Here is a 25,451-nt window from a genome sequence, read left to right on the forward strand (position 1 = left end):
CGTGCCAGCAATCACATGGCCATTACCCATCAAGGGTTTACGAAGCTCTCGTGGGAATTTTCCAATTTTTTCTGTAGGAAACAGCGAAAAAGTGCGCAAGAAGTTGCGCAGTACTGTGCAACTTCTTGCGCACTTGGCTGCAGGCCTTTAAAGACAAGGCCTCCAGCGGTTTTCACCGTGCTTTTATTACGAACAACTGCGCAACTTTTTGCGCAGTTCAGCCAATCCGAAGAGAGCTCCGGAATCAGTAGTCCTGCAACGCCCTTGGCCGTTGACTGCGCTGCTGCGCCGCCGCATCCGGCGCCTGCTGCAACTGAAAGTCGAACTTCAATTCAGCGCGACGTCCCGCTGCATCTTCCAAAAACTCGACTTCCCCGACCAACCCTTCACGGGTCGCATACGCAAAGTCATCCCACAGGTATTTGTCCCCCGACAAATTGATCTGCGTGGTCAGGTGCCGATGCCCCGGTGCGGAAATGAAGAAGTGAATATGAGCCGGGCGCTGGCCGTGACGGCCAAGCAGGTTCAGGCATTCCTGGGTCGGGCCTTGCGGGTCGCAGCCATAGCCGGACGGCACGATGCTGCGGGCGCGGTAGCGGCCTTCGGCGTCGGTGATAATCCGCCGGCGCAAGTTGTACTCGGACTGGCTCTGATCGAAAAACGAGTAAGTGCCTTTGGTGTTGGCGTGCCACAGGTCGACCGTGGCACCCGCTAACGGCTGACCTTGCGGATCGAACACCTGGCCTTCGAGGAACATCACCGTGGCGACGCCCTCCTCACTGCCGTCATCCATCCGGCATTCGCCTTCGTACAGCGGCGCGCCGGCCACGTACAACGGGCCTTCGATGGTGCGCGGCGTGCCGCCGGTCAAGCCGATCTGCGCATCCTTGGCGTCCTGCAACAGGTCGAGGAAATGCTCGAGGCCGAGGCCCGCCACCAGCAACCCGGCTTCGGAGCGGCCGCCCAGACGGTTGAGGTAATCGACGGCTTTCCAGAATTCGTTTTCGCTGATCTCAAGGTCTTCGATGATCCGAGCGGTGTCCTGCAACATCCGCAGGACGATAGTTTTCAGACGCGAGCTGCCGCCATCGTTGGCAAAACCGGCGGCTTCTTCGAAGAACGTTTGCAGTTCGGCAGTATGGGCAATCTTCACGGTCATGGTGTTCACCTCATCTTGTTGTTGTGGGGTCGGTTCCGCGGTCAGCGGTCGTCGGCGTGAATCGACGAAGGGTGGCGGCAGAGACCGTCAATCTCTATGTCCATGTAGGGAAACAGCGGCAACAGCATCAGGGTGTCGTGCAGCGCTTCGACGCTGGGCACATCGAACACGCTGTAATTGGCATAGTGCCCGGCGATGCGCCAGAGATGGCGCCACTGGCCTTCGCGCTGCAGGCGCTGGGCGAGCTCCTTCTCGTCGGCCTTGAGCTTTGTGGCAACGGCCGGAGCCATATCGGCGGGCAATTTCACGGTCATTTTTACGTGGAACAACATGGCGTTCTCCTTAGGGTTCAGTGCCGGCGAAAACGCGCCAGACGCTGTTCATCCAGCGTCAGGCCCAGGCCCGGGGTGCGTGGAATGTGCAGGTGAAAGTCGCGGTATTGCGGGCGCTCGGTAACGATGTCTTCGGTCAGCAACAGCGGACCGAACAGCTCGGTGTCCCAGGTCAGTTGCCTGAGCGTGAGGAACGCATGGGCCGAGGCCAGGGTGCCGACGGAGCCTTCGAGCATGGTGCCGCCGTACAGGGCAATGCCGGCGGCTTCGGCGATTTGCGCAGTGCGCAACACGGCGCGCGGGCCGCCGTTCTTGGCGATCTTCAAGGCGAACACACTGGCGGCGCCGTCGGCAGCAAGGCTGAAGGCGTCCTCGACGCTTTCAATGGATTCGTCGGCCATGATCGGCGCCGGGCTGCGCTGGTTCAGGCGAATTTGCCCGGAGCGATTGACCCGCGAGATCGGCTGTTCGATCAGGTCGATACCGTTGTCGCCGAGCACCTGACAGCCGCGAATCGCCTGGGACTCGTCCCAGTACTGGTTGACGTCGACCCGCACGCTGGCGCGCTCGCCCAAAGCTTTTTTGATCGCCACTGCGTGTTTCAGATCTTGCTCCAGCGGGTTGGCGCCGATCTTCAGTTTGAAGATCCGGTGCCGCCGCGCTTCCAGCATCTGTTCGGCCTCGGCGATGTCCCGAGCGGTGTCGCCGCTGGCCAGGGTCCAGGCCACTTCGAGGCTGTCGCGGACCCGGCCGCCGAGCAATTCGCTCACGGGCAAACCAAGGCGTTTGCCTTGGGCGTCGAGCAATGCGCTCTCGATGCCGGACTTGGCGAAGGTGTTGCCCTTGGCGATCTTGTCGAGTTTCTGCATGGCGACGTTGATGTTGTCCGCGTCCATGCCGATCAGCGCCGGCGCCAGGTGTGCATCGATGTTGGCCTTGATGCTTTCCGGGCTTTCATAGCCGTAGGCCAGGCCGCCAATGGTGGTGGCTTCGCCGATGCCTTCGATACCGTCGCTGCAACGCAGGCGCAGGATCACCAGCGTCTGGTTCTGCATCGTGTGCATCGCCAGTTTGTGCGGGCGGATGGTCGGCAGGTCGACGATGACCGCCGACAGGTTTTCAATCAGGATCCGGTTCATTTCAGTGTCCATTCAAGCGTGATCAACCGAGGTCACCGCCACCGACCGGCAGGGTCACGCCGGTGATGTAGGAGGCGTCGTCCGAGGCGAGAAACAGGATCGCGCCGACCTGTTCGTCTAGGGTTCCGTAGCGTTTCATCAGGCTGCTATCGAGGGTTTGCGCGACGATTTCCTGATACCAGGCCTGCTCCTGCGCGGACTGTTCGCCGCTGTTACGCGGAATGCGCCGGGGCGGTGCTTCGGTGCCGCCGGGCGCGGTGGCGTTGACCCGAATCCCGCGCTCGGCATTCTCGAAGGCCAGGCAGGCGGTCAGCGCGTTGATCCCGCCCTTCGCCGCGCCATACGGAACGCGGTTCAGGCTGCGGGTCGCAATCGACGATACGTTGACGATCGCGCCGCGCCCCTGCTTAAGCATGTACGGCAATGCGGCATGACAGCACCACAGCGTCGGGAACAACGAGCGGCGCACTTCGGCCTCGATCTGCTCGACTTCGTAGTGCTCGAACGGCTTGGCCCAAATGGTGCCGCCGACGTTGTTGACCAGCACATCCAGGCGCCCGAAAGCATCGATGGCGGCGCTCATCACCCGAGCGCAATCGGCGTATTGCTCAAGGTCGGCGGTCAGCGACAAAACGCCCTCGCCTTGCAGTTCGTGAACCAGTGCGGAGCGGTCGACGGCGACGACGTGTGCGCCCTCTTCCAGCAATCGCTCGCACACCCGGCGACCGATGCCCTGCGCCGCGCCGGTGACCAGCGCGACCTTGTTGGCGAATCTGTTGTTCATGACAACCTCGACATTCAGAAAGAAGACTCAGGCCGCCGCGAATTTCTCGTAGTAGAAATTCGCCGGCGTGATGCCCTGTTCGCGGATGTACTGGCTGACGGCCTCGACCATCGGCGGCGGGCCGCACAGGTACACGTCGACATCGCCTTCGTTGAGGTGACGCGGTTCGATGTGCTGGGTGACGTAGCCCTTGAGCGGGTGCCGGCTCTGCGGATTGGCCACACAAGCGCCGAAGCTGAAGTTCGGGATACGCGCGGCGAAGGCTTCGAGGCGGTCAAGCTCCACCAGATCGAAGTCGTTGGTCACGCCGTAGATCAAGTGAACCGGATGTTCGCTGCCCTGCTCGGCGATTTTTTCCAGCATCGCGGTAAACGGCGCCAGCCCGGTGCCACCCGCCAACAGCAACAACGGCCGCTTGATCTCGCGCAGGTAAAAACTCCCCAGCGGCCCGGCCAGATTCAGGCTGTCGCCGGCCTTGGCCAGCCCGGTGAGGAAGCTGCTCATCAGGCCGCCGGGGACATTGCGGATCAGGAAACTGACCTCGCCGTTTTTCTGCAGCGAGCTGAAGGAATAGGCCCGGCTCTGCTCGCTGCCCGGTACTTGCAGGTTGACGTATTGCCCCGGCAGGAACGCCAGTTTGCTCAAGGACTCGCCCTTGAGCGACAGCGCGATGGTGCTCTCGGAAAGCTGCCGGACATCGCTGATCGACGCCTGATAACTCGCCTGTTCGGTCTTGCACACCTGCGAGCCGACCGGCACCCGCACCACGCAGTCGCTTTCGGCGCGCATCTGGCAGGTCAGGACGTAACCCTGGGCCAGTTCGTCTTCACTCAGGGCGTCTTCGATGAAATTGTCGCCCATGTCGTAACGCCCGGCCTCGGCGAAACACTTGCAGGTGCCGCAGGCGCCGTCGCGGCAGTCCAGCGGGATGTTGATGCCCTGACGGTAGGCCGCGTCGGCAACGGTCTCGTGGCCCGAGGCCTCGATGAAACGGGTGACCCCGTCTTCGAAATTCAGTGCGATCTGGAAACTCATGGTGCACCTCGCTCACAGCGTCGAGCCCGGCTCGCCGCCGTCTCGATCAGATGTGGTAGATGTCGATGACCTGACGGACGTAATCGTTCTTCAGCACGACTTTCTTGGCCTTGATCAACGGCTGGTCGCCGCGCAGGTCGAGGGTGTAGAAGCTGGTGCCGAAATAACTGTCGGTGACCTGATAGCGAAAGCTCAGGGTGTGCCAGTTGAAGCGCACCTGGCATTGCCCTTCGCCCTGCTCGACGATCTCGATGTTGCTGAGGTTGTGCGAGGTGCGGGTGTCGGGAATGGTCGCGCTGGAGCGCTCGGTCTTGATCCGGAACACCCGGTCTTCGAGGCCGCCACGGTTGCCGTACCAGATCAGCGAGATTTCGCTTTGCGGGTCTTCGGTCAGGGTGTCGTGGTCGTCCCAGGCCGGCATCCAGAAACTGGCGTCGGCGGCGTAGAGTTCCAGCCATTGATCCCACTGACCGTCATCCAGACAGCGCGCCTCGCGATAGAGGAAATCACGCACGGTGTCGTAGAGATTGCTCATCACACAGCCTCCACGGGGATCAGGTTTTTATCGCTGGCGGCGGCCTTGAGCATGGTTTCCTGCCAGTACTTGTGTTGCAGCACGAACAGGCCTTCGTCCTCGGTGCGCAGGCCGGACAGCAAGGGCTTGAGGTCGATTTCCTTGGCCGCCGCGTCCGCGCCTTCGACCCAATGGGTCGCGCCACGGGACATGTCGTTCCAGCCGCGCCCGGCGCCGTAACCGGTCTGGCACGAGCGGAATTCTTCGAGATCATCCGGGGTCGCCATGCCGCTGACGTTGAAGAAGTCTTCGTATTGGCGAATGCGCTTGGCCCGGGCCTCCGCGCTTTCGCCTTTGGGGGCGATGCAATAGATGGTGATCTCGGTCTTGTCGACGGAGATCGGCCGGGCGATGCGGATCTGTGAGCTGAACTGATCCATCAGGTACACGTTGGGGTACAGGCACAGGTTGCGCGAGTTCTCGATCATCCAGTCGGCGCGGGCCTGGCCGAAGTCCCGGGCCAGTTCATCGCGACGCTCGTAGGCCGGGCGGTCCTCAGGGTTGGCCCAGCGGGTCCAGAGCAGCAAGTGGCCGTGATCGAACGAGTAGAAACCGCCGCCCTTCTTCGCCCAGCTGCCGGCGCTCATGGTCTTGATCTCTTCGCCGGCGTCGCGCTGCTGACGCTGGTTCTGGGTAGCGGCGTAGTTCCAGTGCACGGAGCTGACGTGATAACCGTCAGCGCCATTTTCGGCGGTGAGTTTCCAGTTGCCTTCATAGATGTAGGAACTGGAACCGCGCAGCACTTCAAGGCCTTCGGGTGACTGATCGACGATCATGTCGATGATCCTGGCTGACTCGCCCAAGTGCTCGGCGAGGGATTTCACATCGGCATTCAGGCTGCCGAACAGAAAGCCGCGATAGGATTCGAAACGCGCGACTTTGGTCAGGTCGTGGGAGCCTTCGCAATTGAAGCCTTCGGGGTAGCCGGCCTCGCTCGGGTCCTTGACCTTGAGCAGTTTGCCGCTGTTGTTGAACGTCCAGCCGTGGAACGCACAGGTGTAGCTGGAACGGTTGCCGGACTTGTGCCGGCAGAGCATGGCACCGCGATGGCTGCACGCATTGAGAAAGGCATTGAGTTCACCAGCCTTGTTGCGGGCGATGAAGACCGGTTGGCGGCCCATGGTGGTGGTCAGAAAGTCATTGACGTTGGGGATCTGGCTTTCATGGGCGAGGTAGATCCAGTTGCCTTCGAAGATGTGCGTCATCTCCAGTTCGAACAGCCGCGGATCGGTGAACATCTCCCGCTTGCAGCGGTAGGCACCCTTCTCGGGGTCCTCTTCAAGCATGGCATTGAGGTAGTCGATTCCCAGGGACATGGCCGGGGCCTCCATTGTTATTGTTCAGGCCAGGTCAGATTAGGGAGGCAACGCGGGCGGCAATATCCGAATCCTGCAGAGCGCTATCCGTTTTGTGCAGGACGGCGCGGCAGGTGCTTCAGATTGTTTCGGGGCGGGAATTCAGTGGCGGCGTTTGAAGGTCACGGACGGCAATTCGCCGAACTGCTGGCGATAGCTTTCGGAGAAACGCCCCAGGTGCAGGAAGCCGTAGTCCAGCGCCAGTTCGGTGAGGTTGCGCACCGGGCAGCTCGGATCACTGAGGCAGGCATGAATGCGCTCGAGCTTGCGCTGGCGGATGTATTGCATCGGGGTCACGCCGAGCTGGCGTTCGAACAGCGCGTACAGTGAACGCGGGCTCATGTTCGCCTGGGCCGCCAGGTGTTCGGCGGGCAGATCCAGTTTCAGATTGCGCTCTATGTAGTCGAGGATCCGCTCGAAACTGACGCTCGGCGAACTCAGGCATTCACGGCTGACGTTGGTGTTCATCAGCGAAATCAGTTTGCTGCCGACGATCTGCGCGTAGTGCTCCTGTACCCGCAACAACGGATCGCTGGCTTCGGCTTCCTGGCAGATCATGCCCAGCAGGTGGGTAAACCCTTCCAGCTCGTCGAGCCGGTAATGATTGCGCAGGAACCGGATGCCCCCGGCAGGATGCAGCCAGCGCTGTTCGTCGCACACCGATTCCAGCACGCTGACCGGCACTTTGAGAATGAATTTCTCGCAATCGTCGGAATAGGTCAGGTCGACCGGATCGTCCGGGTTGATCAACAGCAATTCGCCCGGCACCAGATGATGCTCACGCTTGTGCCCGCGCCACAGGCAGTTGCCTTGCAGCAGGACTTGCAGGTGATAGACCGTTTCCAGTGCAAGCGACGTGACGCGAACGCTGCCGCCATAGCTGATGCGGCACAGATCGAGGTCGGCGAGTTTGCGGTGGTTGAGGCTGGCTTGCGGGTGGGTGGTTTTGGACAGGCCGATGAAATGCTGACCGACGTGCTGGTTCACATAGTCGGAGACGGCATACGGGTCAGCGTGGCGAAACACGCTGCTGCGGTCGCTCAGCAGGCGGCTGTCCATGGGCAGGGCACTCGATCTTGTCGTTATGGTGATGGTCACGGTTTACGCCATCACCGGTCACAGTACGCCGGCAAGCAGGATCGGGCAATTGGACGAAGGTTTGGCTGTCCGGTGATCGAACGGTTTCAATCACCGTTCTGTCGTGAGATCAAAGCAGACTCCACGACACCCCGACGTACATCGCCATCCCCTCACCCGGCGTGGAGCGTGCGGCGTCCAGTCCTTTATCGTCATAGCCCGGCGTAACTGTAGCGGCGTAGTGTTTGTCGGTCAGGTTGCGCATGTCCAGCCAGGTCTGCCAGTCGCCTTTCGGCGCGTTGTAACCGAGGGTCGCACCGAAGGTGGCGTAAGGATCGGCGTAGTAGCTGTTGGCGTAATCCACCGCGACTTTCGATACCAGTTGCGTGTTGACGGCGGCGAAGAACCCCTGCGGGAAGTCGTAGCGCAATTCGCCCTGGTAGTAATGCATCGGCAAGCCCGGCAGGCGGTTGTCGCCGAAGCGGTCGTCGTCGCGGTAATGGAAGTCGCTGAAGGTGTAGGCCTGGCGCAGGCTCAACTTGCCGCCATCGTTCGCTGACCATAGGTTGCTGAGCAGGCTGGCTTCCACGCCTTGATGCACGGTCGGGCTGGCATTGAGTTCGTAAGGCGTGGTGGCGTTGGCGTCCGGCAACACCGAAAGCAATTCGTGGCGCACCTGGGCGTAGTACCAGGCCAGGCTCCATTCGCCGAGCGCGCTGTCGCCACGGCCGCCGAGTTCCAGGGTGGTCGCGGTCTGGTTCTGCAGTTTGATGGGGTCGCGCTGAGTGCCGGTGGCCGCACCGCTGCCGGCCGGAAAGCGGACGTTGGAGCTGTAGATCAGCGACCACGGATGCGGCGCTTCGACGGAGCGGCTGAGGTTGCCGAACAGTTGCAGGTCCGGCGTCACCTGATAACGCAAGCCCAGGCGTGGGGCGTAATCCCAGTCGCCGAGGCTGGTTTTGCCGCCACCTTCCGGGTAGGTCACGGCGCTTTCGCGGCGGGTGTAGATCGCGGCGAGGCCGGTGGTCAGCCACAGGTCGTCGGCGATTTCCAGGTCGTTGCCCACATGCAGGACAGAATCCGACCCCTGATAAGTGAAGTTGCGCATGTGCGTGCCCGGCGTATAACCAGCGGTGTTGCCGCCGGGAATCCGAACCAACTCAGTGGCACCGTCGTTGGGCAGGTGTTTGGTCACCCGCAGGCCAACCGTGCTGCGGCTTTCGAGACCCCAGAGCGTGTCGCGGCGCTTGTAGTCGAACGTGCCGCTGACATCGGTGTACGCCACCTTCAGGCGGTTGGGGCCTTCGCGCAGGTCCATCGGGTAATCGTGATAAACGAGGCCGGTCTGGATGCTCGAATCGTCGTCGATGTAGTACGTGGTCTTGTTGCCGATGAAGGTGCTGCCCGGCTGATCGCGGCTGTCGTTGCGCGTCACGTAGGCCGGGTTGGCCGCGCGCGGATCGTGTTCGATGGAGTGTTTGGTCACTCGCCCGGCGAGGTCGTTGTCGGTCTCGCGGTGACGAATGTAGAAGCGGGTTTCCAGATTCGGATTGAAGCGATAACCGAAGTTGGCGATCACGCCCTGGCTCTTGCTGGCGGTGTGATCCTGATAGCCGTCGGAGTGCGCATCGGTCATCGACAGGTAGTAATCGAAATCGCCGAGCACCTGGCCCGAGCTGACTTGCCGTTGCGCATAGCCGTGGCTGCCCATGACGTAGCGCACATTCAGCAGTGGCGCGTTGTAGCCGGTGTGGCTGACGTAATCGACCGCCCCGCCAAGGGCCAGCGCACCACGATCGAAGCCGTTGGCACCACGCAATACTTCCACATGATCGAGCCACAGCGGCTCCAGCAACTCGTAAGGCGTGCCGCCGGGACCGGTCAGCGGCAGGCCGTCGAGCATCGTGTACAGCCCCGACGCGTGAGCACCGGGAGCCCGATTGATGCCCGAACCACGAATCGAGATTTTCACCCCCTCGTTGCCCGCCGACTGGGCATAGACCCCCGGCTGATACGCCAGCACATCCTGATTGCTCGCCACCCGCCCCTGCATCGGGCGGCGCATATCGACCACGTTGGTGCCACCGGGCACCTGTGCCAACCGGGCCTTGGCCTCCTCCAGCGAAAGGTCTTCGCCGCTCTGGTCTTCAGCCCCGATCAGCACTTGCCCCAACTCCATGCCCTGAGACTCGGCTTCCACCGGACAAGCAAGGGCCAGCCCCAGCAATGCAGCGGGCAGTGTTTTGAGCGAGGGCATCGAGAGAACTCCAGACAGAAACGGGCAGTGAGAACTGCGACGTATGAATGAACGAAGTAAACACATGGTGATTTTGTTTTTTGTCAGGTAAACAGGCGGCTGAAATGCTGAATTGTGATTTGAACGAGGGAGATGCAGGGATGGCCGAAGCAGTATTGAAGACGAAACTGGTCAATTTTCTGGCCCCCGGCGGACTCTGGGTTGGCGGGAAGGTAACGGTGACCCACTCCACGATTTTCATGAACGCCAATGCCATGAACCGTATGGTTCAGGACGGGGCTCTGGATATTGAAATCCCCATGGCATCGATTCGAAAGGTCAGCCTGGAATGGGGGTTCATGACCAAGATTGTGTGTCTGGAAACCGACTACGGCTGCTTTTACTTCCGTTGTTTCGGGGCGAAAGAGATGGTGTCAATGATTACCAAAATGTACGTGTCGCGAGCCTTGCAACGCACCTAGTGAACGGAGCTTGATTTAAATGCTCTTGAGCCCTCGGACCTCTCTGATCGGCATCAAGGGCTCCGGGGCCAATCTCAGGCAGCGCCCGCAAAGTCAGCGTCCATCGCGGGCCGGTCGTAATCGAGGAGATACGCTTGATGGCGGTGATACAGCCTTGAAAGCAGCGCCTTGTTGGGCCCGACCACGTCCATCCCTCGGTCGTCGTAAGGGAAAACCATCACTTCGGCCTTCAAATTGAACAGGTAGACCGCGCAGCGTGGATTCGGCGCAATGGCGCCAAAGTCCGTCGCCAGTGCGCACCAGAGCAATGCTTGAAGCGACCCTGCGGGCGCTTCGAATGCGAGGTTGATCCAGTACTCGGGTTCGCTTTCGCAGAACCAGTTATCCGGATCAGTGCGTTCACTCCAGATCGAGCGTTCTGCAGGTATCTCGATGCCAGCCGACCGAAGGGACTGAAGTAACGCTCGATGGGTAAATCGCTGGCCGCCGGAGTGAAAGCGCAGACAGGTCACGAGCGTGGGCTCGCCACTGAAAATGTCGGTGCAGATTTCAGTCGATTTTCGCAAGGCCAACAGGAACTGTTCGATCATCCCTCCCGTTTCGGAGAGTTCGAAACGCAGTCCTCCCGGGCAGGAATAAAACAGCGGCCTTGCGAAGGCCTGGTCGGTAAAAATCCGCTCGATTTCAAGATGAAGGTTCACTGAAGTCCTTTCCGGTCACTATGGCTCGGGCGGCTATCGCGCCTTATCAATTCTTGCACTTGGCCAGCACCACCTGACAGGTACCGGGCGTACCGCCCGAGCGGCCGGCGTAGCGCATGCAGTTATCCATGGATTTTTTCTGTGCCTGGCCCAGGGTCGATCCCCACGCCAGGCCACCCTCGCCCATCGTCGGCACCGCTTTGGCATAGCAGCGATCACCGGTGGTCGCGTAGTGAGCCTTGCTCGAACAGGACGCCGTCAGCGTCAGCAGGATCGCGCACAGGCCATACGAGCATCGGCGTACCCAGAATTCGCTCATCTCGTTTTACCTGCAGCAAGTGGGGCTGACAGGATCAGTCTAGCCGCTATGACCCGCGAACCGCTCATTGCTCCGTCGCCTGTCGATACTGACGCGGGGTGAACCCGGTCGAAGCCTTGAACTGCCGGGTGAAGGCGCTGTGATCGGTGTAGCCGCATTGCAGCGCCACCTCGGTGATCGGCAGTTCGGTGTGCAACAGGCGATGGGCATGTTCCAGCCGTACCTTCTGGATCATCTGCCTCGGCGTCAGGTGGAAGACCCGTTTGCAGTAGCGCTCCAGTTGCGCCACCGAAATACCGGCAATCCGGGTCAATTCACCCAGTGTCACCCGCCGATTGAAATGCGCGCGGATGTGTTCATCGACGGCCGCCAGGCGCTGAAACGCCGGATGGGTTTCGCTGGCCGATTGCAGGTCCACCGAAATCCCGGCGAGGCCGATGATCTCGCCGTCGCGGTTGTACAGCGGGCGTTTGTGCGTCAGGCACCAACCCGGTTCGCGGCTGCCGTACAGATGCAGTTCCAGTTGATCCTCCAGCACGAACCCCTCTTCCAGCACCCGACGATCCTGCTCGGTATAACCGGGCCCGAGTTGCGCCGGAAACACCTGCGCACTGGTTTTCCCAAGTAGCGGTTTAAGGTCTTTCAGACCGCAGCGCTGCACCAGCGTACGGTTGGCCAGGACGTACCGCGCCTGCACATCCTTGATGAAAATGACCGCGTTCGGAATCACGTCCAGCATCGGCAACAGCGGCGCCACGCCGGCCAGCAGCGCGTCGAGGGTATGAGGACGCTGGCGCTCATCGCCCTGACAGAGGATCGCAAACGCGTTCTGCATGTGAAGGTCTTCCCCGGTGAATGGATCGGCCTGAGGTGTTCGCGTGCAGATTGCAGCAACGTTCGAAGCGTGTCGAGCGCCGCTGTCTTTCTTCGCAACTGTGCCGAATTCGTCATCCAGAACTGCGCAAAACATCAATCGCCCGACGCCCGATGAGTTCACTGTTTAGCCGTTCCAGTGACTCACACCTGCCTATCCAATAACTCACAAGAAGGCGATGCCATGTCAGGCCAAGGCAAGTTCAAAAAACAACTTTCATTGATCGACCTTACCTTTATCGGACTGGGGGCGATCTTCGGTTCCGGCTGGTTGTTCGCGGCCAGTCACGTCTCTGCGATTGCCGGGCCGGCAGGGATATTTTCCTGGCTGCTGGGCGGCTTCGCCGTGTTGCTGCTGGGCATCGTCTACTGCGAACTGGGCGCGGCCTTGCCAAGGGCTGGCGGTGTGGTGCGCTACCCGGTTTACAGCCACGGGCCGCTGCTCGGTTATCTGATGGGTTTCATCACGCTGATCGCGTTTTCCAGTTTGGTGGCAATCGAGGTGGTTGCATCGCGCCAATACGCGGCGGCCTGGTTTCCGAGCCTGACCAAGGCCGGCAGCGGTGATCCGACCCTGCTCGGCTGGCTGGTGCAGTTCGGCCTGCTCTGCGTGTTCTTCCTCCTCAACTACCGCAGCGTGAAGACCTTCGCCAAGGCCAACAATCTGGTGAGCGTGTTCAAGTTCATCGTGCCGTTGCTGGTGATCGGCGTGCTGTTCACCTTCTTCAAACCGGAAAACTTTCAGGTTCAAGGCTTCGCCCCCTTCGGGCTCTCGGGCATCGAAATGGCGGTTTCCGCCGGCGGCGTGATCTTCGCCTACCTCGGCCTGACCCCGATCATCTCGGTGGCCAGCGAAGTGAAAAATCCCCAGCGCACCATCCCGATTGCGCTGATCCTGTCGGTGCTGCTCTCCACTGCAATCTACGTGCTGCTGCAAACCGCCTTCCTCGGCGGCATCCCCACCGAATTGCTTGCCAATGGCTGGGCCGGGGTTTCCAAGGAATTCGCCCTGCCGTACCGCGACATCGCCCTGGCGCTGGGCGTGGGCTGGCTGGCGTATCTGGTGGTCGCCGACGCGGTGATCTCCCCCAGCGGCTGCGGCAACATCTACATGAACGCCACACCTCGGGTGATCTACGGCTGGGCGCAGACCGGCACGTTCTTCAAGGTCTTCACCCACATCGACGAGAAGTCCGGGATCCCGCGTCCGGCGCTGTGGCTGACCTTCGCCCTGTCGGTGTTCTGGACCCTGCCGTTCCCTTCCTGGGAAGCGCTGATCAACGTGGTCTCCGCCGCGCTGGTGCTGAGCTACGCCGTCGCTCCAGTGACCGTCGCCGCGCTGCGGCGCAATGCACCCGACATGCCGCGCCCGTTCCGGGTCAAGAGCATGGGCGTGCTGGGGCCGGTGTCGTTCATCATCGCGGCGCTGATCGTTTACTGGTCGGGCTGGGACACCGTGTCCTGGCTGCTCGGCCTGCAAATCCTGATGTTCGTCGTCTACCTGCTTTGCGGCCGCTTCGTGCCGACCGCCCACTTCAGCCTGTCCCGGCAGGTGCGCTCGTCGGCGTGGCTGATCGCGTTCTACGCCGTGACCATCGTCTTGTCGAAACTCGGCACCTTCGGCGGCCTGGGCATCCTCACTCATCCGTTCGACACCCTGGTCGTCGCGGCCTGTGCGATGGGCATCTATTACTGGGGCGCCGCCACCGGCGTACCGGCGCACCTGCTGCGCCTGGAATCGGAAGAGGATGAAAGCGAAGTCGCTTCGCTGTCCCCTGCCTCCAACGCCAATCCTCGCGCTGCCGGCGCTTACTGAAATCACTCAACGGGACCTGTCCATGAAACGAGTACACGTCATTGATTCCCACACCGGCGGCGAACCCACGCGTCTGGTGATGAAGGGTTTTCCCGATCTGCCCGGCAACACCATGGCCGAAAAGCGCGACGCCCTGCGCCACCAGCATGACCAGTGGCGCCGCGCCTGCCTGCTGGAACCGCGCGGCAACGATGTGCTGGTGGGCGCGCTGTATTGCGAGCCAGTGTCGCCGGACGCCACCTGCGGCGTGATCTTCTTCAACAACGCCGGCTACCTCGGCATGTGCGGCCACGGCACCATCGGCCTCGTTGCTTCGCTGCAACATCTGGGGCTGATCGCACCGGGCGTGCACAAGATCGACACGCCGGTCGGCCCGGTCAGTGCAACGCTGCATGAAGACGGCGCCGTGACCCTGGGCAACGTGCCCGCCTATCGCTCACGCAAACAGGTGGCGGTGCAAGTGCCGGGATACGGCCGTTTCCTTGGTGATGTGGCCTACGGCGGCAACTGGTTTTTCCTGGTCAGCGAACACGGCCAGACGTTGACGATGGACAACGTCGAAACCCTGACCGACTTCACCTGGAAAATGCTCAAGGCCCTGGAGGACCAAGGCATTCATGGCGAGGACGGCGCGGTCATCGACCACATCGAACTGTTCGCCGATGACGCCGAGGCCGACAGCCGCAACTTCGTCATGTGCCCCGGCAAAGCATACGACCGCTCCCCTTGCGGCACCGGCACCAGCGCCAAACTCGCGTGCCTGGCCGCCGACGAAAAACTCGCGCCGGGCGAGCGCTGGGTGCAGGCGAGCATCACCGGCAGCCAGTTCGAAGGCCGCTTTGAATGGGAAGGCGAACGCATCCGCCCCTACATCACCGGCCGCGCCCACATGACCGCCGACAGCACGCTGCTGATCGACGAAACAGATCCGTTCGCGTGGGGCATCTGAGCCGCTGCGCTGCTTTTCCAAACCTATCTGAATGACCGTTCCAAGGAGAACAATAATGAGCGACAACATCTTCACCGGCTGCATGCCCGCCCTGATGACCCCGTGCACCGCCGCACGCAAACCGGACTTCGATGCGCTGGTGGCCAAGGGTCGCGAGCTGATCGATATCGGCATGAGCGCGGTCGTGTATTGCGGCTCCATGGGCGACTGGCCGCTGCTCACCGAAGCCGAGCGTCAGGAAGGCGTGGCGCAGCTGGTGGGTGCCGGGATTCCGACCATCGTCGGTACTGGCGCCATCAACACTCGTGAAGCAGTGTCCCATGCTGCCCATGCGGCAAAAGTCGGTGCTCAGGGTTTGATGGTGATTCCACGGGTGCTGTCTCGAGGCGCTTCGCTCGCCGCGCAGAAGGCGCACTTCTCCGCGATTCTGCACGCCGCGCCGAACTTGCCGGCGGTGATCTACAACAGCCCTTACTACGGCTTCGCCACCCGCGCCGACCTGTTCTTCGAACTGCGCCGTGAATACCCGAACCTGATCGGCTTCAAGGAATTCGGCGGTGGCGCCGACCTGCGCTACGCCGCTGAAAACATCACCTCCAAGGATGATGACGTGACCTTGATGGTCGGTGTCGACACTCAAGTGGTGCACGGTTTCGTCAACTGCAACGCCACCGGCGCCATCACCGGCATCGGCAACGCCCTGCCCCGCGAAGTGCTGCAACTGGTGGCGCTGAGCAAGCAGGCGGCCAGGGGTGATGCCAACGCCCGGCGTCAGGCGCGGGAGCTGGAATCGGCGCTGGCGGTGCTGTCGTCCTTCGATGAAGGCACGGATCTGGTGCTGTATTACAAACACCTGATGGTGCTCAACGGCGACAAGGAATACACCCTGCATTTCAACGAGACCGACGCCCTCAGTGACTCTCAGCGTCGGTACGCGGAAGCCCAGTACGCGCTGTTCCGTCACTGGTACGAAAACTGGTCGGCGCAGCAGAACTTCGCCTGACCTGCCGCTGCGCTCAAGCCCGCCGCCCCCCACGGCGGCGGGCTCTATTCGTGACCTGCTTTATTGATAAGGAATGCGCCATGACCCTGACGGGCCAACTGCTGATCGGTCAGCAAACCCTCACCGGCGACCGCGACGTCATCCACGGAATCAATCCCGCCACCAACACCCCGTTGGAACCGGCCTACGCCGGCGGCTCTGCCGAACATGTCGAGCAGGCCTGCGCACTGGCCTGGGCGGCGCTCGACCGTTATCGTGAGACATCGCTCGAGGCACGGGCCGAATTCATTGAAACCATCGCGGGCGAAATCGAAGCCCTCGGTGACGAACTGATCGACCGCGCCCTGGCCGAAACCGGCCTGCCGCGACCGCGCCTGCTGGGGGAACGAGGCCGTACCTGCCAGCAACTACGGCTGTTTGCCCGCACCGTGCGGACCGGTGAATGGCTGGATGTGCGAGTCGATACCGCGCAACCGCAGCGCCAGCCAATGCCGCGTTCGGATCTGCGTCAGCGGCAGATTCCGCTGGGGCCGGTGGCCGTGTTCGGTGCGAGTAACTTTCCACTGGCGTTCTCGGTGGCGGGCGGCGATACCGCTTCGGCCCTGGCCGCCGGTTGCCCGGTGATCGTCAAGGCCCATGGCGCCCATCCCGGCACTAGCGAACTGGTTGGCCGTGCCGTGTCACGGGCGGTCAAGGCCTGTGGTCTGCCGGAAGGTGTGTTCTCGTTGCTCTACGGTTCGGGCCGTGAAGTGGGCATTGCGCTGATCAGCGATCCACGGGTCAAGGCCGTCGGCTTCACCGGTTCGCGCAGTGGCGGGCTCGCGCTGATCAAAGCGGCTCAGGCAAGGCCCGAGCCGATTCCGGTGTACGCGGAAATGAGTTCGATCAACCCGGTGTTGCTGTTCCCGGCAGCGCTGCAGAATCGCGTCGAGGCGTTGGCCCAAGGTTTTGTCGCTTCGCTGACGCTGGGTGCCGGTCAGTTCTGTACCAATCCCGGTCTGGTGATCGCCCGCAAGGGGCCGGCGCTGGACGCCTTCATCGGCGCCGCCAGCGAACTCATCCAACGCAGCCCTGCGCAGACCATGCTCACGCCGGGGATCTTCAATGCTTACGAATCCAGCGTGAATGCCCTCACGGAAAATACCCGGGCGCGTATTGCCGCCGTCGGCCAGCGCGCGACGGAACCGAATCAGGGCCAGGCTCATGTGTTCGTCACCGACGCCGCTGACTTTCTCGCCGACCACACCTTGCAGGCCGAAGCCTTCGGCGCCGCGTCCTTGATCGTGCAATGCGCCAGCGACGTTGAAATCCGTCAGGTGCTCGAACAGCTGGAAGGCCAACTGACCGCCACGCTGCACTTGGATGACGAGGATCTGCAACAGGCCCGCGCATTGCTGCCGACCCTGGAACGCAAGGCCGGACGCCTGCTGGTCAACGGCTGGCCGACCGGCGTTGAAGTCTGTGATGCGATGGTGCATGGCGGACCGTTCCCGGCGACTTCCGATTCGCGCACCACGTCGGTGGGTACGGCGGCGATCCTGCGTTTCCTGCGCCCGGTCTGCTATCAGGATTTCCCCGACAGCCTGCTGCCCACCGCGCTTAAACACGCCAATCCACTGTCGTTGCGTCGCTTGCTCGATGGCCAAAGGGAAACCGTGAAAAATGCCGAATAACCCGCACGACATCGCCGTGGTCGGCGCCGGCATCATCGGCGTCGCCAGTGCCCTGCGCCTGGCCCGTCAGGGCTTGCGGGTGGTGGTGATCGACCCGCAGGAACCCGGTCACGGCGCATCGTTCGGCAACGCCGGGCACCTGGCGACCGAGCAGGTGTTTCCAATTGCCGACCTGTCGATTCTCAAACGCTTGCCGGCCATGCTCATGGACCCGATGGGCCCGCTGCGCCTGGACTGGAAATACCTGCCCCGCGCCCTGCCCTGGTTTGCGCGGCTGATGCTGAACCTGCGCTCGGCGCCGTTCCAGCGCACCGTTGCCGGATTGCGGGCGCTCAATGAAAGCTCGCTCGACGCCTGGCAGCGCTTGCTCAAAGACATCCAGCGCCCCGAGCTGCTGAAGATGGAAGGTTCGCTGCTGGTGTTCGAACGCCCCGACTCACGCCCGGCCCTCAAAGCATTGCAGCAACGCCTGCAACAGCAACAGGTGCCGGTCGACTGGTGGCAGGCCGGCGCGGTACGCGAGACCGCGCCGCAACTGAGCGAACGGATTCAGGGCGGACTGTTTTTCCCGAACACCGGGCATTTCATCGATCCCCACCGTGTCGTGCGTGAGTTGGTGGAAGCAGCGAAAGCCAGCGGCGTGCAGTTTGTGAAGCAGCAGGTTCAGGGCGGACAACTGAACGAGCATGGCGTCAGCCTGATGACCGGAACCGGCACCCTGTCCGCCCGCCAGGTACTGATCGCGTGCGGCGCCCACTCGGCAAAACTCACGGCCGCACTGACCGGAAAAAACGTCCCGCTGGATACCGAACGCGGCTACCACTTGATGCTGCCCCACGAACACAACCGACTGCCCTTCCCCGTCACCTCGCTGGAACGCAAATTCATCATGACCCCGATGTCCGAAGGGCTGCGCCTGGCCGGCACCGTCGAATTCGCCGGCCTCGAAGCCCCGCCGACCATGGCTCGCGCCTGGCAACTGCATCGGTTGAGCAAGGGGTTGTTTAGTGAGGAACTGAGTGTCGAGGCGGCCACACCGTGGATGGGGTTTCGACCGTCGCTGCCGGACTCGTTGCCGGTGATTGATCGGGTGTGTGGCGGGAGGGTGTTGCTAGCATTCGGGCATCAGCATCTGGGGCTGACGCAGGCGGCGGTGACGGCGGAGATGGTTGGGGGAATGGTGTTGCCATCGACGCAGGATACCGCTCGTAGGCTTCCGTTGAACGAGCCCTATCGACTGGATCGCTTTTGAGTGGCCGTCTATCGGGCGCCCTGCTGATATTCACGGGGCGTACACCCGAACTCTCGGCGAAACACCGTGTGCAGGTACTGGGCGGATTTGAAACCGCACATGCGGGCAACGTCTGCAATCGCCGTGTCGGTTTTTTCCAGCCCGCGGGTGGCGGCCGCCAGTTTGAAACGCAGAATCTCGTCATGCACGCTGCAGCCTCGCACCGTGCGAAAGTGCGACTCCAGCGAGGAGCGCGACACGCCGACATAAGCCGCCACTTGCGCGGTCTTGATGCCCTGGCAGGCATATTGGCGGATGAACAGCAGCGCCTGCATGACGTAAGGGTTACCCAACGGTTGATGCAAGCTCGACACCTGGACGTTGATCGCTTCAGGCGGGATCAGGACATGCTCGCCCGTTGACGGCTTGCCGTGCAGCATCTGGTGCAGCAGTTGCGCGGCGGTGCGGCCCATGGTTTCAGTGCCCTGGATCACCGAACTCAGGGGGACCCGGGTCAGGCTGCGGGTGAGCGGGTCGTTGTCGATGCCAATCAACGCCACCTGCTCCGGAACGGCGATGCCGGCGGTCAGGCACGCTTGCAGCAACTGCCGGGCGCGGGCGTCACTGACCGCGATGATGCCAATGGGCTTGGGCAGGCTTTGCAGCCAGGCAATCAGTTGTTCGACGGCGCTGTCCCACAGCGGTGCACTGGTGCCCATGCCGCGATAGACCTCGGCGCGCAACCCGTCCCGCTGCATCAATCGCAGAAAGGCCTTTTCGCGCTCCTGAGCCCATCGGTTCGCCTGCGCCTCAGGCAGGCTGAAGCAGGCGAACCGTTGCAGCCCGGCCTCGATCAAGTGCTCATAAGCCATTTTGATCAGCGCGTTATTGTCGGTCGCGACGTACGGGACCCCTTTGGGGTAGGCCCGCTCATCCTGATAAGAACCTCCCACCGCCACCACGGGCAATTTGATGTCGGCCAGCGCCTCGCCAATCAGCGGGTCGTCGAAGTCAGCAATGATGCCGTCGCCCTGCCAGCGCTCGATGCCCTTCAACCGGCAGAGAAAATCCTCTTCCAGGAACAGATCCCAGGACGCGCGCGTGCTGCTCAGGTAGTTGCCGATGCCGCTGATGATGCCGCGGTCATAGATCTTGCTGCCGTTGAACAACAGGGCGATGCGGTGAACAGGCGGTACGGTTTTCATTGTTTTTTATGCTGTTCCGGGCCCCTTGCCGTAGAGGCGGTCTGCACAGACTAGGCGCGCAGAGGGCGAATCTCAATACGCAAAATCGCACTCCGTGTTGGTGACTTTCGTAATCGGCAGGCACAGGGCCGTTGCTAGTATCGGGACACGCCCAAGAACAACAACCAAGAACAACAAGGACATTGCCAATGCCGTACTTCCCCGATGTCGAGCGGATTCGCTACGAAGGTCCTGCCAGCGACTCTCCCCTTGACTTCCGTCACTACGACGCCGACAAAATCATCCTCGGCAAACCCATGCGCGAACACCTGCGCATGGCCGCCTGTTATTGGCACACCTTTGTCTGGCCGGGCTCCGACGTGTTCGGTGCAGGGACGTTCAAGCGCCCGTGGCAACACGCCGGTGACCCGATGGAGCTGGCCATCGGCAAGGCGGAAGCCGCGTTCGAGTTTTTCTCCAAGCTGGGTATCGACTACTACTGCTTTCACGACACGGATGTCGCCCCCGAAGGCCACTCGCTGAAGGAGTACCGCAATCACTTCGCCCAAATGGTCGATCATTTGGAGCGCCATCAGGAAGAAAGCGGAATCAAGCTGCTGTGGGGCACCGCCAACTGCTTCAGCAATCCGCGCTTCGCCGCCGGCGCCGCCAGCAACCCGGATCCTGAAGTGTTCGCCTGCGCCGCTGCCCAGGTCTTCAGCGCCATGAACGCGACTCAGCGCCTCAAGGGCTCCAATTATGTGTTGTGGGGCGGCCGAGAAGGTTACGAAACCTTGCTCAACACTGACTTGAAGCGCGAGCGCGAGCAACTGGGGCGCTTCATGCGCATGGTGGTCGAGCACAAGTACAAGATCGGTTTCAAAGGCGACCTGCTGATCGAACCCAAACCGCAGGAACCGACCAAGCACCAATACGATTACGACAGCGCCACGGTGTTCGGTTTTCTCCAGCAGTTCGGTCTGGAAAAGGAAATCAAGGTCAACATCGAGGCCAACCACGCGACCCTGGCCGGTCATAGTTTCCATCACGAGGTAGCGACGGCCGTCTCGCTGGGGATTTTTGGCAGCATCGACGCCAACCGGGGCGACCCGCAAAACGGCTGGGACACCGATCAGTTTCCCAACAGCGTCGAGGAAATGACCCTGGTCACCTATGAAATCCTCAAGGCCGGCGGTTTCGGCAATGGCGGGTTCAACTTCGACTCCAAGGTACGCCGCCAGAGCCTCGACGAGGTCGATCTGTTTCACGGTCACGTCGGCGCCATGGACGTCCTCGCCCTGTCGCTCGAGCGGGCCGCCGCCATGGTGCAGAACGATCAGCTTCAGCGACTCAAGGATCAACGCTACGCCGGCTGGCAGCAGCCGTTCGGCCAGTCGGTGCTGGCGGGTGAGTTCAATCTCCAGTCACTGGCCGAGCACGCCTTCGCCCACGAACTGAACCCGCAAGCCGTCAGCGGCCGCCAGGAAATGCTCGAGAACGTCGTCAACCGGTTTATCTATCGCTGATCGCCAACGGGGACTGCAGGCGCTGTGACATTTGCGCGACAAATCTGTAGTCCGTTTCGCCTGCTGATTCTCTACAGTTCCACCAGCCCGATATTCATCGTCAGGCCGTGTCTTTCAAACAAAAATAAAAGGACGCCCCACCATGAAGAATGTAAAACGCACGCTGCTGGCCAGCGCCCTGGCCCTGTTGTCGCTGCCGGTGATGGCCGATGCGGCCCATCCGAAAATCGGTTTCTCCATTGATGATCTGCGGCTGGAGCGCTGGTCACGGGACCGTGACTACTTCGTAGCAGCAGCGGAGAAAATGGACGCCAAGGTCTTCGTGCAGTCGGCCGATGCCAACGAGCAAAAGCAGATTTCGCAAATCGAAAACCTCATTTCCCGTGGCGTCGATGTCATCGTCATCGTGCCGTTCAACGCCACCGTGCTGACCAATGCGGTGGCCGAAGCGAAGAAAGCCGGCATCAAGGTCGTCTCCTATGACCGTCTGATCCTCAACGCCGATATCGACGCCTACATCTCCTTCGATAATGAAAAGGTCGGCGAAATGCAGGCCAGCGGCGTGCTGCGCGCAGCGCCCAAGGGCAATTACTTCCTGCTGGGTGGCGCGCCCACTGACAACAACGCGAAAGTGTTGCGCGAAGGTCAGATGAAGGTGCTGCAACCGGCCATCGACAAGGGCGATATCAAGATCGTCGGCCAGCAATGGGTGAAGGAATGGAACCCTACCGAGGCGCTGAGCATTGTTGAAAACGCCCTGACCCGCAACGACAACAAAATCGACGGCATCGTCGCCTCCAACGACGCCACGGCCGGCGGCGCCATTCAGGCCCTGGCCGCTCAGCAACTGGCTGGCAAGGTGCCGATCTCCGGGCAGGACGCGGACCTGGCAGCGGTCAAGCGGGTGATCGCCGGCACTCAAACCATGACGGTTTACAAACCGCTGAAACTCATTGCCTCCGAAGCCGCCAAACTCTCGGTGCAACTGGCGCGCAACGAGAAACCCGCCTACAGCTCGCAGTACGACAATGGCAGCAAAAAAGTCGACACCATCCTGCTCACCCCGACTCCGTTGACCAAGGACAACATCGACCTGCTGGAACAGGACGGCTTCTACACCAAGGCGCAGATCGCCGGACAGTAACACTCGTTGAGTGATGCCCCCGCAGGCGTTCTGCTCCTGCGGGTTCAGTCCAGTATCTGCCGCTTATGAGTCTCTGCCATGTCCGACTATCTGCTGCAAATGAACGGCATCGTCAAAACCTTCGGCGGTGTCAAAGCACTCAACGGTATCGACCTCAAGGTCCGGCCGGGCGAGTGCGTCGGGCTGTGCGGCGAGAATGGCGCCGGCAAGTCCACGCTGATGAAAATCCTGTCGGCGGTCTACCCCCATGGCACCTGGGACGGTGAAATCCTGTGGGACGGTCAACCGCTCAAGGCGCAATCGATCAGCGAAACGGAAGCCGCCGGCATCGTGATCATTCACCAGGAACTGACGCTGGTTCCCGACCTCTCGGTGGCCGAAAACATTTTCATGGGCCATGAGCTGACGCTGCCGGGTGGGCGGATGAATTACCCGGCGATGATCCACCGCGCCGAAGCCCTGATGCGTGAACTGAAAGTGCCGGACATGAATGTATCGCTGCCGGTTTCGCAGTACGGCGGTGGGTATCAGCAACTGGTGGAAATCGCCAAGGCCCTGAACAAACAGGCACGCCTGCTGATCCTCGACGAGCCTTCATCGGCCCTGACCCGTTCGGAAATCGAGGTGTTGCTGGACATCATCCGCGATCTCAAGGCCAAAGGTGTCGCCTGCGTCTACATCTCCCACAAGCTCGATGAAGTGGCCGCCGTGTGTGACACCATTTCGGTGATCCGCGACGGCAAACACATCGCCACGACTGCCATGGCGGATATGGATATTCCACAGATCATCACTCAGATGGTCGGTCGGGAAATGAGCAACCTCTACCCCACCGAACCACACGACATCGGCGAGGTGATTTTCGAGGCGCGCCACATCACCTGCTACGACGTCGACAACCCCAAACGCAAACGGGTCGACGATGTTTCGTTCAGCCTCAAACGCGGAGAAATCCTCGGCATCGCCGGGCTGGTCGGTGCCGGCCGCACGGAGTTGGTGACCGCGCTGTTCGGTGCCTACCCCGGTCACCACGAAGGTGAAGTCTGGCTGGACGGCCAACCCATCGACACCCGCACGCCGCTCAAGTCAATCCGCGCCGGCGTATGCCTGGTGCCCGAGGATCGCAAACGCCAAGGAATCATTCCCGATCTGGGCGTCGGTCAGAACATCACCCTGGCGGTGCTGGACAGTTACTCGAAACTGACCCGCATCGACGCCGAAGCTGAACTGAGCAGCATCGATCGGGAAATTTCGCGCCTGCACCTCAAGACCGCGAGCCCGTTTCTGCCGATCACCAGCCTGTCCGGGGGCAACCAACAAAAAGCCGTGTTGGCGAAGATGCTGCTGACCAGGCCCCGGGTGCTGATTCTCGACGAGCCAACCCGAGGGGTGGATGTCGGCGCCAAGTACGAGATCTACAAACTGATGGGGATGCTGGCTGCCGAAGGTGTGTCGATCATCATGGTGTCTTCGGAGCTGGCCGAAGTGCTCGGCGTTTCCGACCGCGTCCTGGTAATCGGCGAAGGTCAACTGCGGGGTGACTTCATCAACCATGAACTCACCCAGGAACAGGTGCTCGCCGCGGCGCTCAGCCAGCCTGACAGCCATAACAATAAAGCTCGGAAATCCGCGTAAATGAATCAGGTCAAACAACTCTTCACCCGCTACAAGATGCTCGCACTGGTGTTCGCCGTGGCGTTGATCTGGCTGTTCTTCAGCTGGCAGACCGAGGGCGGATTCCTGACACCGCGCAACCTCTCCAACCTGCTGCGCCAGATGTCGATTACCGGGATTCTCGCTTGCGGCATGGTGCTGGTGATCATCAGCGGTGAGATCGATCTGTCGGTCGGCTCATTGCTGGGCCTGCTCGGTGGCGTGGCAGCCATTCTCGATGTTGTCTATCACGTACCGTTGCTGGCGAACCTGAGCCTTGTGGTGGTGTGCGGCCTGCTGATCGGCCTCGCCAATGGCTACATGGCGGCCTACCTGCGCATTCCGTCGTTCATCGTCGGGCTGGGCGGCATGCTGGCGTTCCGCGGGATTTTGCTGGGGATCACCGGCGGCACGACCATTGCGCCGGTGTCGCCGGAACTCGTCTACATTGGCCAGGGTTATCTGCCACATGCGATCGGCACCGGCCTGGGCGTCCTGCTGTTCGCACTGACGTTGTTCCTGACCTGGAAGCAACGGCGCAATCGGGCCCTTCACGGCCTCGCGCCACATTCACTGGTGCGTGACGTGGCACGGGTGTTGTTGATTGGCGCGGTACTGGCAGGTTTCGTCCAGACCCTCAACAGCTATGACGGCATTCCCGTACCGGTCCTGCTTTTGCTGATCCTGCTGGGCGGCTTCAGCTACGTAACCAGCCAGACCGTGTTCGGCCGACGCGTCTATTCCGTGGGCAGCAACATGGAAGCGACGCGCCTGTCCGGGATCAATGTGCAGGCCGTGAAGCTCTGGATTTTCGGCATCATGGGCGTGATGTGTGCCCTCGCCGGCGTGGTCAACACTGCGCGCCTGGCCGCCGGCTCGCCTTCGGCCGGCAGCATGGGCGAGCTCGACGCCATCGCCGCCTGCTTCATCGGCGGCACCTCGATGCGCGGCGGTTCCGGCACGGTCTATGGCGCCCTCCTCGGCGCACTGGTCATCACCAGCCTGGACAATGGCATGTCCATGCTCGACGTCGACAGTTACTGGCAGATGATCGTCAAAGGCAGCATTCTGGTGTTGGCTGTCTGGGTGGATGTGAGTACGCGGACCGGGCGGCGTTGACAAGCTGCAAGTGAAGGTTTCGTAGGCACTTGAGCTACAAATGAAGGCATCTCTGAAAATGCGAAAAGCCTGCTTTTGAAGGCAGGC

Annotated in this window: 23 protein-coding genes; 10 read left to right on the forward strand and 13 right to left on the reverse strand. The window is 61.6% G+C overall.

Going from position 1 to position 25,451, the window contains the following annotated elements; translation table 11 throughout:
- Positions 1–244: 244 nt before the first annotated feature.
- From catA to J5M72_RS26600, 9 genes are all read right to left on the reverse strand, one after another.
- Positions 245–1,159, reverse strand: coding sequence for a catechol 1,2-dioxygenase (gene catA / locus J5M72_RS26560; protein ID WP_207867789.1), 915 nt, complete (start codon positions 1,157–1,159; stop codon positions 245–247).
- Between the two features lie 41 nt (positions 1,160–1,200).
- The gene (gene catC, locus J5M72_RS26565) at positions 1,201–1,491 is read right to left on the reverse strand and encodes a muconolactone Delta-isomerase (protein WP_169430013.1); all 291 of its coding nucleotides are present in this window, start codon (positions 1,489–1,491) and stop codon (positions 1,201–1,203) included.
- A 17-nt stretch (positions 1,492–1,508) separates the two neighbouring features.
- Positions 1,509–2,630, reverse strand: coding sequence for a muconate cycloisomerase family protein (locus J5M72_RS26570; RefSeq protein ID WP_207867791.1), 1,122 nt, complete (start codon positions 2,628–2,630; stop codon positions 1,509–1,511).
- A 22-nt stretch (positions 2,631–2,652) separates the two neighbouring features.
- On the reverse strand, positions 2,653–3,414 hold the full coding sequence (locus J5M72_RS26575; RefSeq protein ID WP_207867793.1) for a 1,6-dihydroxycyclohexa-2,4-diene-1-carboxylate dehydrogenase: 762 nt from the start codon (positions 3,412–3,414) through the stop codon (positions 2,653–2,655).
- Positions 3,415–3,441: 27 nt separating this feature from the next.
- Positions 3,442–4,449, reverse strand: a complete 1,008-nt coding sequence (gene benC / locus J5M72_RS26580; protein WP_169430010.1) for a benzoate 1,2-dioxygenase electron transfer component BenC — start codon at positions 4,447–4,449, stop codon at positions 3,442–3,444.
- Positions 4,450–4,495: 46 nt separating this feature from the next.
- Positions 4,496–4,984 carry a benzoate 1,2-dioxygenase small subunit gene (gene benB / locus J5M72_RS26585; protein ID WP_207867795.1) on the reverse strand — a complete coding sequence of 163 codons (489 nt, stop codon included), beginning with the start codon at positions 4,982–4,984 and terminating at the stop codon, positions 4,496–4,498.
- A complete protein-coding gene (benA, locus tag J5M72_RS26590) occupies positions 4,984–6,339 on the reverse strand; it encodes a benzoate 1,2-dioxygenase large subunit (protein ID WP_207867797.1) in 1,356 nt (451 codons plus the stop codon). Before benA ends, benB begins: the two co-directional genes overlap by 1 nt.
- Before the next feature lie 141 nt (positions 6,340–6,480).
- Positions 6,481–7,437 carry an AraC family transcriptional regulator gene (locus J5M72_RS26595; RefSeq protein ID WP_207867801.1) on the reverse strand — a complete coding sequence of 319 codons (957 nt, stop codon included), beginning with the start codon at positions 7,435–7,437 and terminating at the stop codon, positions 6,481–6,483.
- Between the two features lie 148 nt (positions 7,438–7,585).
- Entirely contained in the window at positions 7,586–9,712 is a 2,127-nt protein-coding gene (locus J5M72_RS26600; RefSeq protein ID WP_207867803.1) for a TonB-dependent receptor, read from the reverse strand.
- 140 nt (positions 9,713–9,852) lie between these two features.
- Between J5M72_RS26600 and J5M72_RS26605 the strand changes: the two genes are divergently transcribed.
- Positions 9,853–10,173, forward strand: coding sequence for a hypothetical protein (locus tag J5M72_RS26605; protein ID WP_169430005.1), 321 nt, complete (start codon positions 9,853–9,855; stop codon positions 10,171–10,173).
- 74 nt (positions 10,174–10,247) lie between these two features.
- On the opposite strand, the gene J5M72_RS26610 is transcribed toward J5M72_RS26605, so the two are convergent.
- The 3 genes from J5M72_RS26610 to J5M72_RS26620 form a co-directional block, all read right to left on the reverse strand.
- On the reverse strand, positions 10,248–10,874 hold the full coding sequence (locus J5M72_RS26610; RefSeq protein ID WP_207867805.1) for a DUF3885 domain-containing protein: 627 nt from the start codon (positions 10,872–10,874) through the stop codon (positions 10,248–10,250).
- A gap of 46 nt (positions 10,875–10,920) precedes the next feature.
- Entirely contained in the window at positions 10,921–11,193 is a 273-nt protein-coding gene (locus J5M72_RS26615) for a hypothetical protein (protein ID WP_169430003.1), read from the reverse strand.
- A 64-nt stretch (positions 11,194–11,257) separates the two neighbouring features.
- Positions 11,258–12,028: an AraC family transcriptional regulator gene (locus tag J5M72_RS26620; RefSeq protein WP_169430002.1), complete on the reverse strand. Its 771-nt coding sequence runs from the start codon at positions 12,026–12,028 to the stop codon at positions 11,258–11,260.
- 222 nt (positions 12,029–12,250) lie between these two features.
- Here J5M72_RS26620 and J5M72_RS26625 point away from each other — a divergent pair, with 222 nt between their 5' ends.
- The 5 genes from J5M72_RS26625 to J5M72_RS26645 all read left to right on the forward strand — a co-directional run bounded on the left by J5M72_RS26625 (position 12,251) and on the right by J5M72_RS26645 (position 18,759).
- On the forward strand, positions 12,251–13,882 hold the full coding sequence (locus tag J5M72_RS26625; RefSeq protein WP_207867807.1) for an APC family permease: 1,632 nt from the start codon (positions 12,251–12,253) through the stop codon (positions 13,880–13,882).
- A 22-nt stretch (positions 13,883–13,904) separates the two neighbouring features.
- Positions 13,905–14,831 carry a 4-hydroxyproline epimerase gene (locus tag J5M72_RS26630; RefSeq protein ID WP_207867809.1) on the forward strand — a complete coding sequence of 309 codons (927 nt, stop codon included), beginning with the start codon at positions 13,905–13,907 and terminating at the stop codon, positions 14,829–14,831.
- Between the two features lie 55 nt (positions 14,832–14,886).
- A complete protein-coding gene (locus J5M72_RS26635; RefSeq protein WP_207867811.1) occupies positions 14,887–15,834 on the forward strand; it encodes a dihydrodipicolinate synthase family protein in 948 nt (315 codons plus the stop codon).
- Positions 15,835–15,914: 80 nt separating this feature from the next.
- The gene (locus tag J5M72_RS26640) at positions 15,915–17,507 is read left to right on the forward strand and encodes an aldehyde dehydrogenase (NADP(+)) (protein WP_207867814.1); all 1,593 of its coding nucleotides are present in this window, start codon (positions 15,915–15,917) and stop codon (positions 17,505–17,507) included.
- A complete protein-coding gene (locus J5M72_RS26645) occupies positions 17,497–18,759 on the forward strand; it encodes an FAD-dependent oxidoreductase (protein WP_207867816.1) in 1,263 nt (420 codons plus the stop codon). Before J5M72_RS26640 ends, J5M72_RS26645 begins: the two co-directional genes overlap by 11 nt.
- Positions 18,760–18,767: 8 nt before the next feature.
- On the opposite strand, the gene J5M72_RS26650 is transcribed toward J5M72_RS26645, so the two are convergent.
- Positions 18,768–19,943: a XylR family transcriptional regulator gene (locus J5M72_RS26650; RefSeq protein ID WP_207867822.1), complete on the reverse strand. Its 1,176-nt coding sequence runs from the start codon at positions 19,941–19,943 to the stop codon at positions 18,768–18,770.
- 188 nt (positions 19,944–20,131) lie between these two features.
- On the opposite strand from J5M72_RS26650, the gene xylA reads away from it, so the two are divergent.
- The 4 genes from xylA (at position 20,132) to J5M72_RS26670 (ending at position 25,364) form a co-directional block, all read left to right on the forward strand.
- On the forward strand, positions 20,132–21,448 hold the full coding sequence (xylA, locus tag J5M72_RS26655) for a xylose isomerase (protein ID WP_207867824.1): 1,317 nt from the start codon (positions 20,132–20,134) through the stop codon (positions 21,446–21,448).
- A gap of 142 nt (positions 21,449–21,590) precedes the next feature.
- Positions 21,591–22,592 (forward strand): D-xylose ABC transporter substrate-binding protein, encoded by a 1,002-nt coding sequence (xylF, locus tag J5M72_RS26660; protein WP_207867827.1) that lies wholly within the window; start codon positions 21,591–21,593, stop codon positions 22,590–22,592.
- Between the two features lie 78 nt (positions 22,593–22,670).
- Positions 22,671–24,227 carry a D-xylose ABC transporter ATP-binding protein gene (gene xylG, locus J5M72_RS26665; protein WP_169429993.1) on the forward strand — a complete coding sequence of 519 codons (1,557 nt, stop codon included), beginning with the start codon at positions 22,671–22,673 and terminating at the stop codon, positions 24,225–24,227.
- On the forward strand, positions 24,228–25,364 hold the full coding sequence (locus J5M72_RS26670; RefSeq protein WP_169429992.1) for a sugar ABC transporter permease: 1,137 nt from the start codon (positions 24,228–24,230) through the stop codon (positions 25,362–25,364).
- Positions 25,365–25,451 lie beyond the last annotated feature (87 nt).

This window comes from Pseudomonas sp. 58(2021) (assembly GCF_017491585.1).
Classification (GTDB): Bacteria; Pseudomonadota; Gammaproteobacteria; order Pseudomonadales; family Pseudomonadaceae; genus Aquipseudomonas; species Aquipseudomonas fluorescens_BT.

Excerpts from the sequence above, each read along its gene's own strand:
- catA (WP_207867789.1), bottom strand. The coding sequence starts at position 1,159 with ATGACCGTGAAGATTGCCCATACTGCCGAACTGCAAACGTTCTTCGAA.
- catC (WP_169430013.1), bottom strand. The coding sequence starts at position 1,491 with ATGTTGTTCCACGTAAAAATGACCGTGAAATTGCCCGCCGATATGGCT.
- J5M72_RS26570 (WP_207867791.1), bottom strand. The coding sequence starts at position 2,630 with ATGAACCGGATCCTGATTGAAAACCTGTCGGCGGTCATCGTCGACCTG.
- J5M72_RS26575 (WP_207867793.1), bottom strand. The coding sequence starts at position 3,414 with ATGAACAACAGATTCGCCAACAAGGTCGCGCTGGTCACCGGCGCGGCG.
- benC (WP_169430010.1), bottom strand. The coding sequence starts at position 4,449 with ATGAGTTTCCAGATCGCACTGAATTTCGAAGACGGGGTCACCCGTTTC.
- benB (WP_207867795.1), bottom strand. The coding sequence starts at position 4,984 with ATGAGCAATCTCTACGACACCGTGCGTGATTTCCTCTATCGCGAGGCG.
- benA (WP_207867797.1), bottom strand. The coding sequence starts at position 6,339 with ATGTCCCTGGGAATCGACTACCTCAATGCCATGCTTGAAGAGGACCCC.
- J5M72_RS26595 (WP_207867801.1), bottom strand. The coding sequence starts at position 7,437 with ATGGACAGCCGCCTGCTGAGCGACCGCAGCAGCGTGTTTCGCCACGCT.
- J5M72_RS26600 (WP_207867803.1), bottom strand. The coding sequence starts at position 9,712 with ATGCCCTCGCTCAAAACACTGCCCGCTGCATTGCTGGGGCTGGCCCTT.
- J5M72_RS26605 (WP_169430005.1), top strand. The coding sequence starts at position 9,853 with ATGGCCGAAGCAGTATTGAAGACGAAACTGGTCAATTTTCTGGCCCCC.
- J5M72_RS26615 (WP_169430003.1), bottom strand. The coding sequence starts at position 11,193 with ATGAGCGAATTCTGGGTACGCCGATGCTCGTATGGCCTGTGCGCGATC.
- J5M72_RS26620 (WP_169430002.1), bottom strand. The coding sequence starts at position 12,028 with ATGCAGAACGCGTTTGCGATCCTCTGTCAGGGCGATGAGCGCCAGCGT.
- J5M72_RS26625 (WP_207867807.1), top strand. The coding sequence starts at position 12,251 with ATGTCAGGCCAAGGCAAGTTCAAAAAACAACTTTCATTGATCGACCTT.
- J5M72_RS26630 (WP_207867809.1), top strand. The coding sequence starts at position 13,905 with ATGAAACGAGTACACGTCATTGATTCCCACACCGGCGGCGAACCCACG.
- J5M72_RS26635 (WP_207867811.1), top strand. The coding sequence starts at position 14,887 with ATGAGCGACAACATCTTCACCGGCTGCATGCCCGCCCTGATGACCCCG.
- J5M72_RS26640 (WP_207867814.1), top strand. The coding sequence starts at position 15,915 with ATGACCCTGACGGGCCAACTGCTGATCGGTCAGCAAACCCTCACCGGC.
- J5M72_RS26645 (WP_207867816.1), top strand. The coding sequence starts at position 17,497 with ATGCCGAATAACCCGCACGACATCGCCGTGGTCGGCGCCGGCATCATC.
- J5M72_RS26650 (WP_207867822.1), bottom strand. The coding sequence starts at position 19,943 with ATGAAAACCGTACCGCCTGTTCACCGCATCGCCCTGTTGTTCAACGGC.
- xylA (WP_207867824.1), top strand. The coding sequence starts at position 20,132 with ATGCCGTACTTCCCCGATGTCGAGCGGATTCGCTACGAAGGTCCTGCC.
- xylF (WP_207867827.1), top strand. The coding sequence starts at position 21,591 with ATGAAGAATGTAAAACGCACGCTGCTGGCCAGCGCCCTGGCCCTGTTG.
- xylG (WP_169429993.1), top strand. The coding sequence starts at position 22,671 with ATGTCCGACTATCTGCTGCAAATGAACGGCATCGTCAAAACCTTCGGC.
- J5M72_RS26670 (WP_169429992.1), top strand. The coding sequence starts at position 24,228 with ATGAATCAGGTCAAACAACTCTTCACCCGCTACAAGATGCTCGCACTG.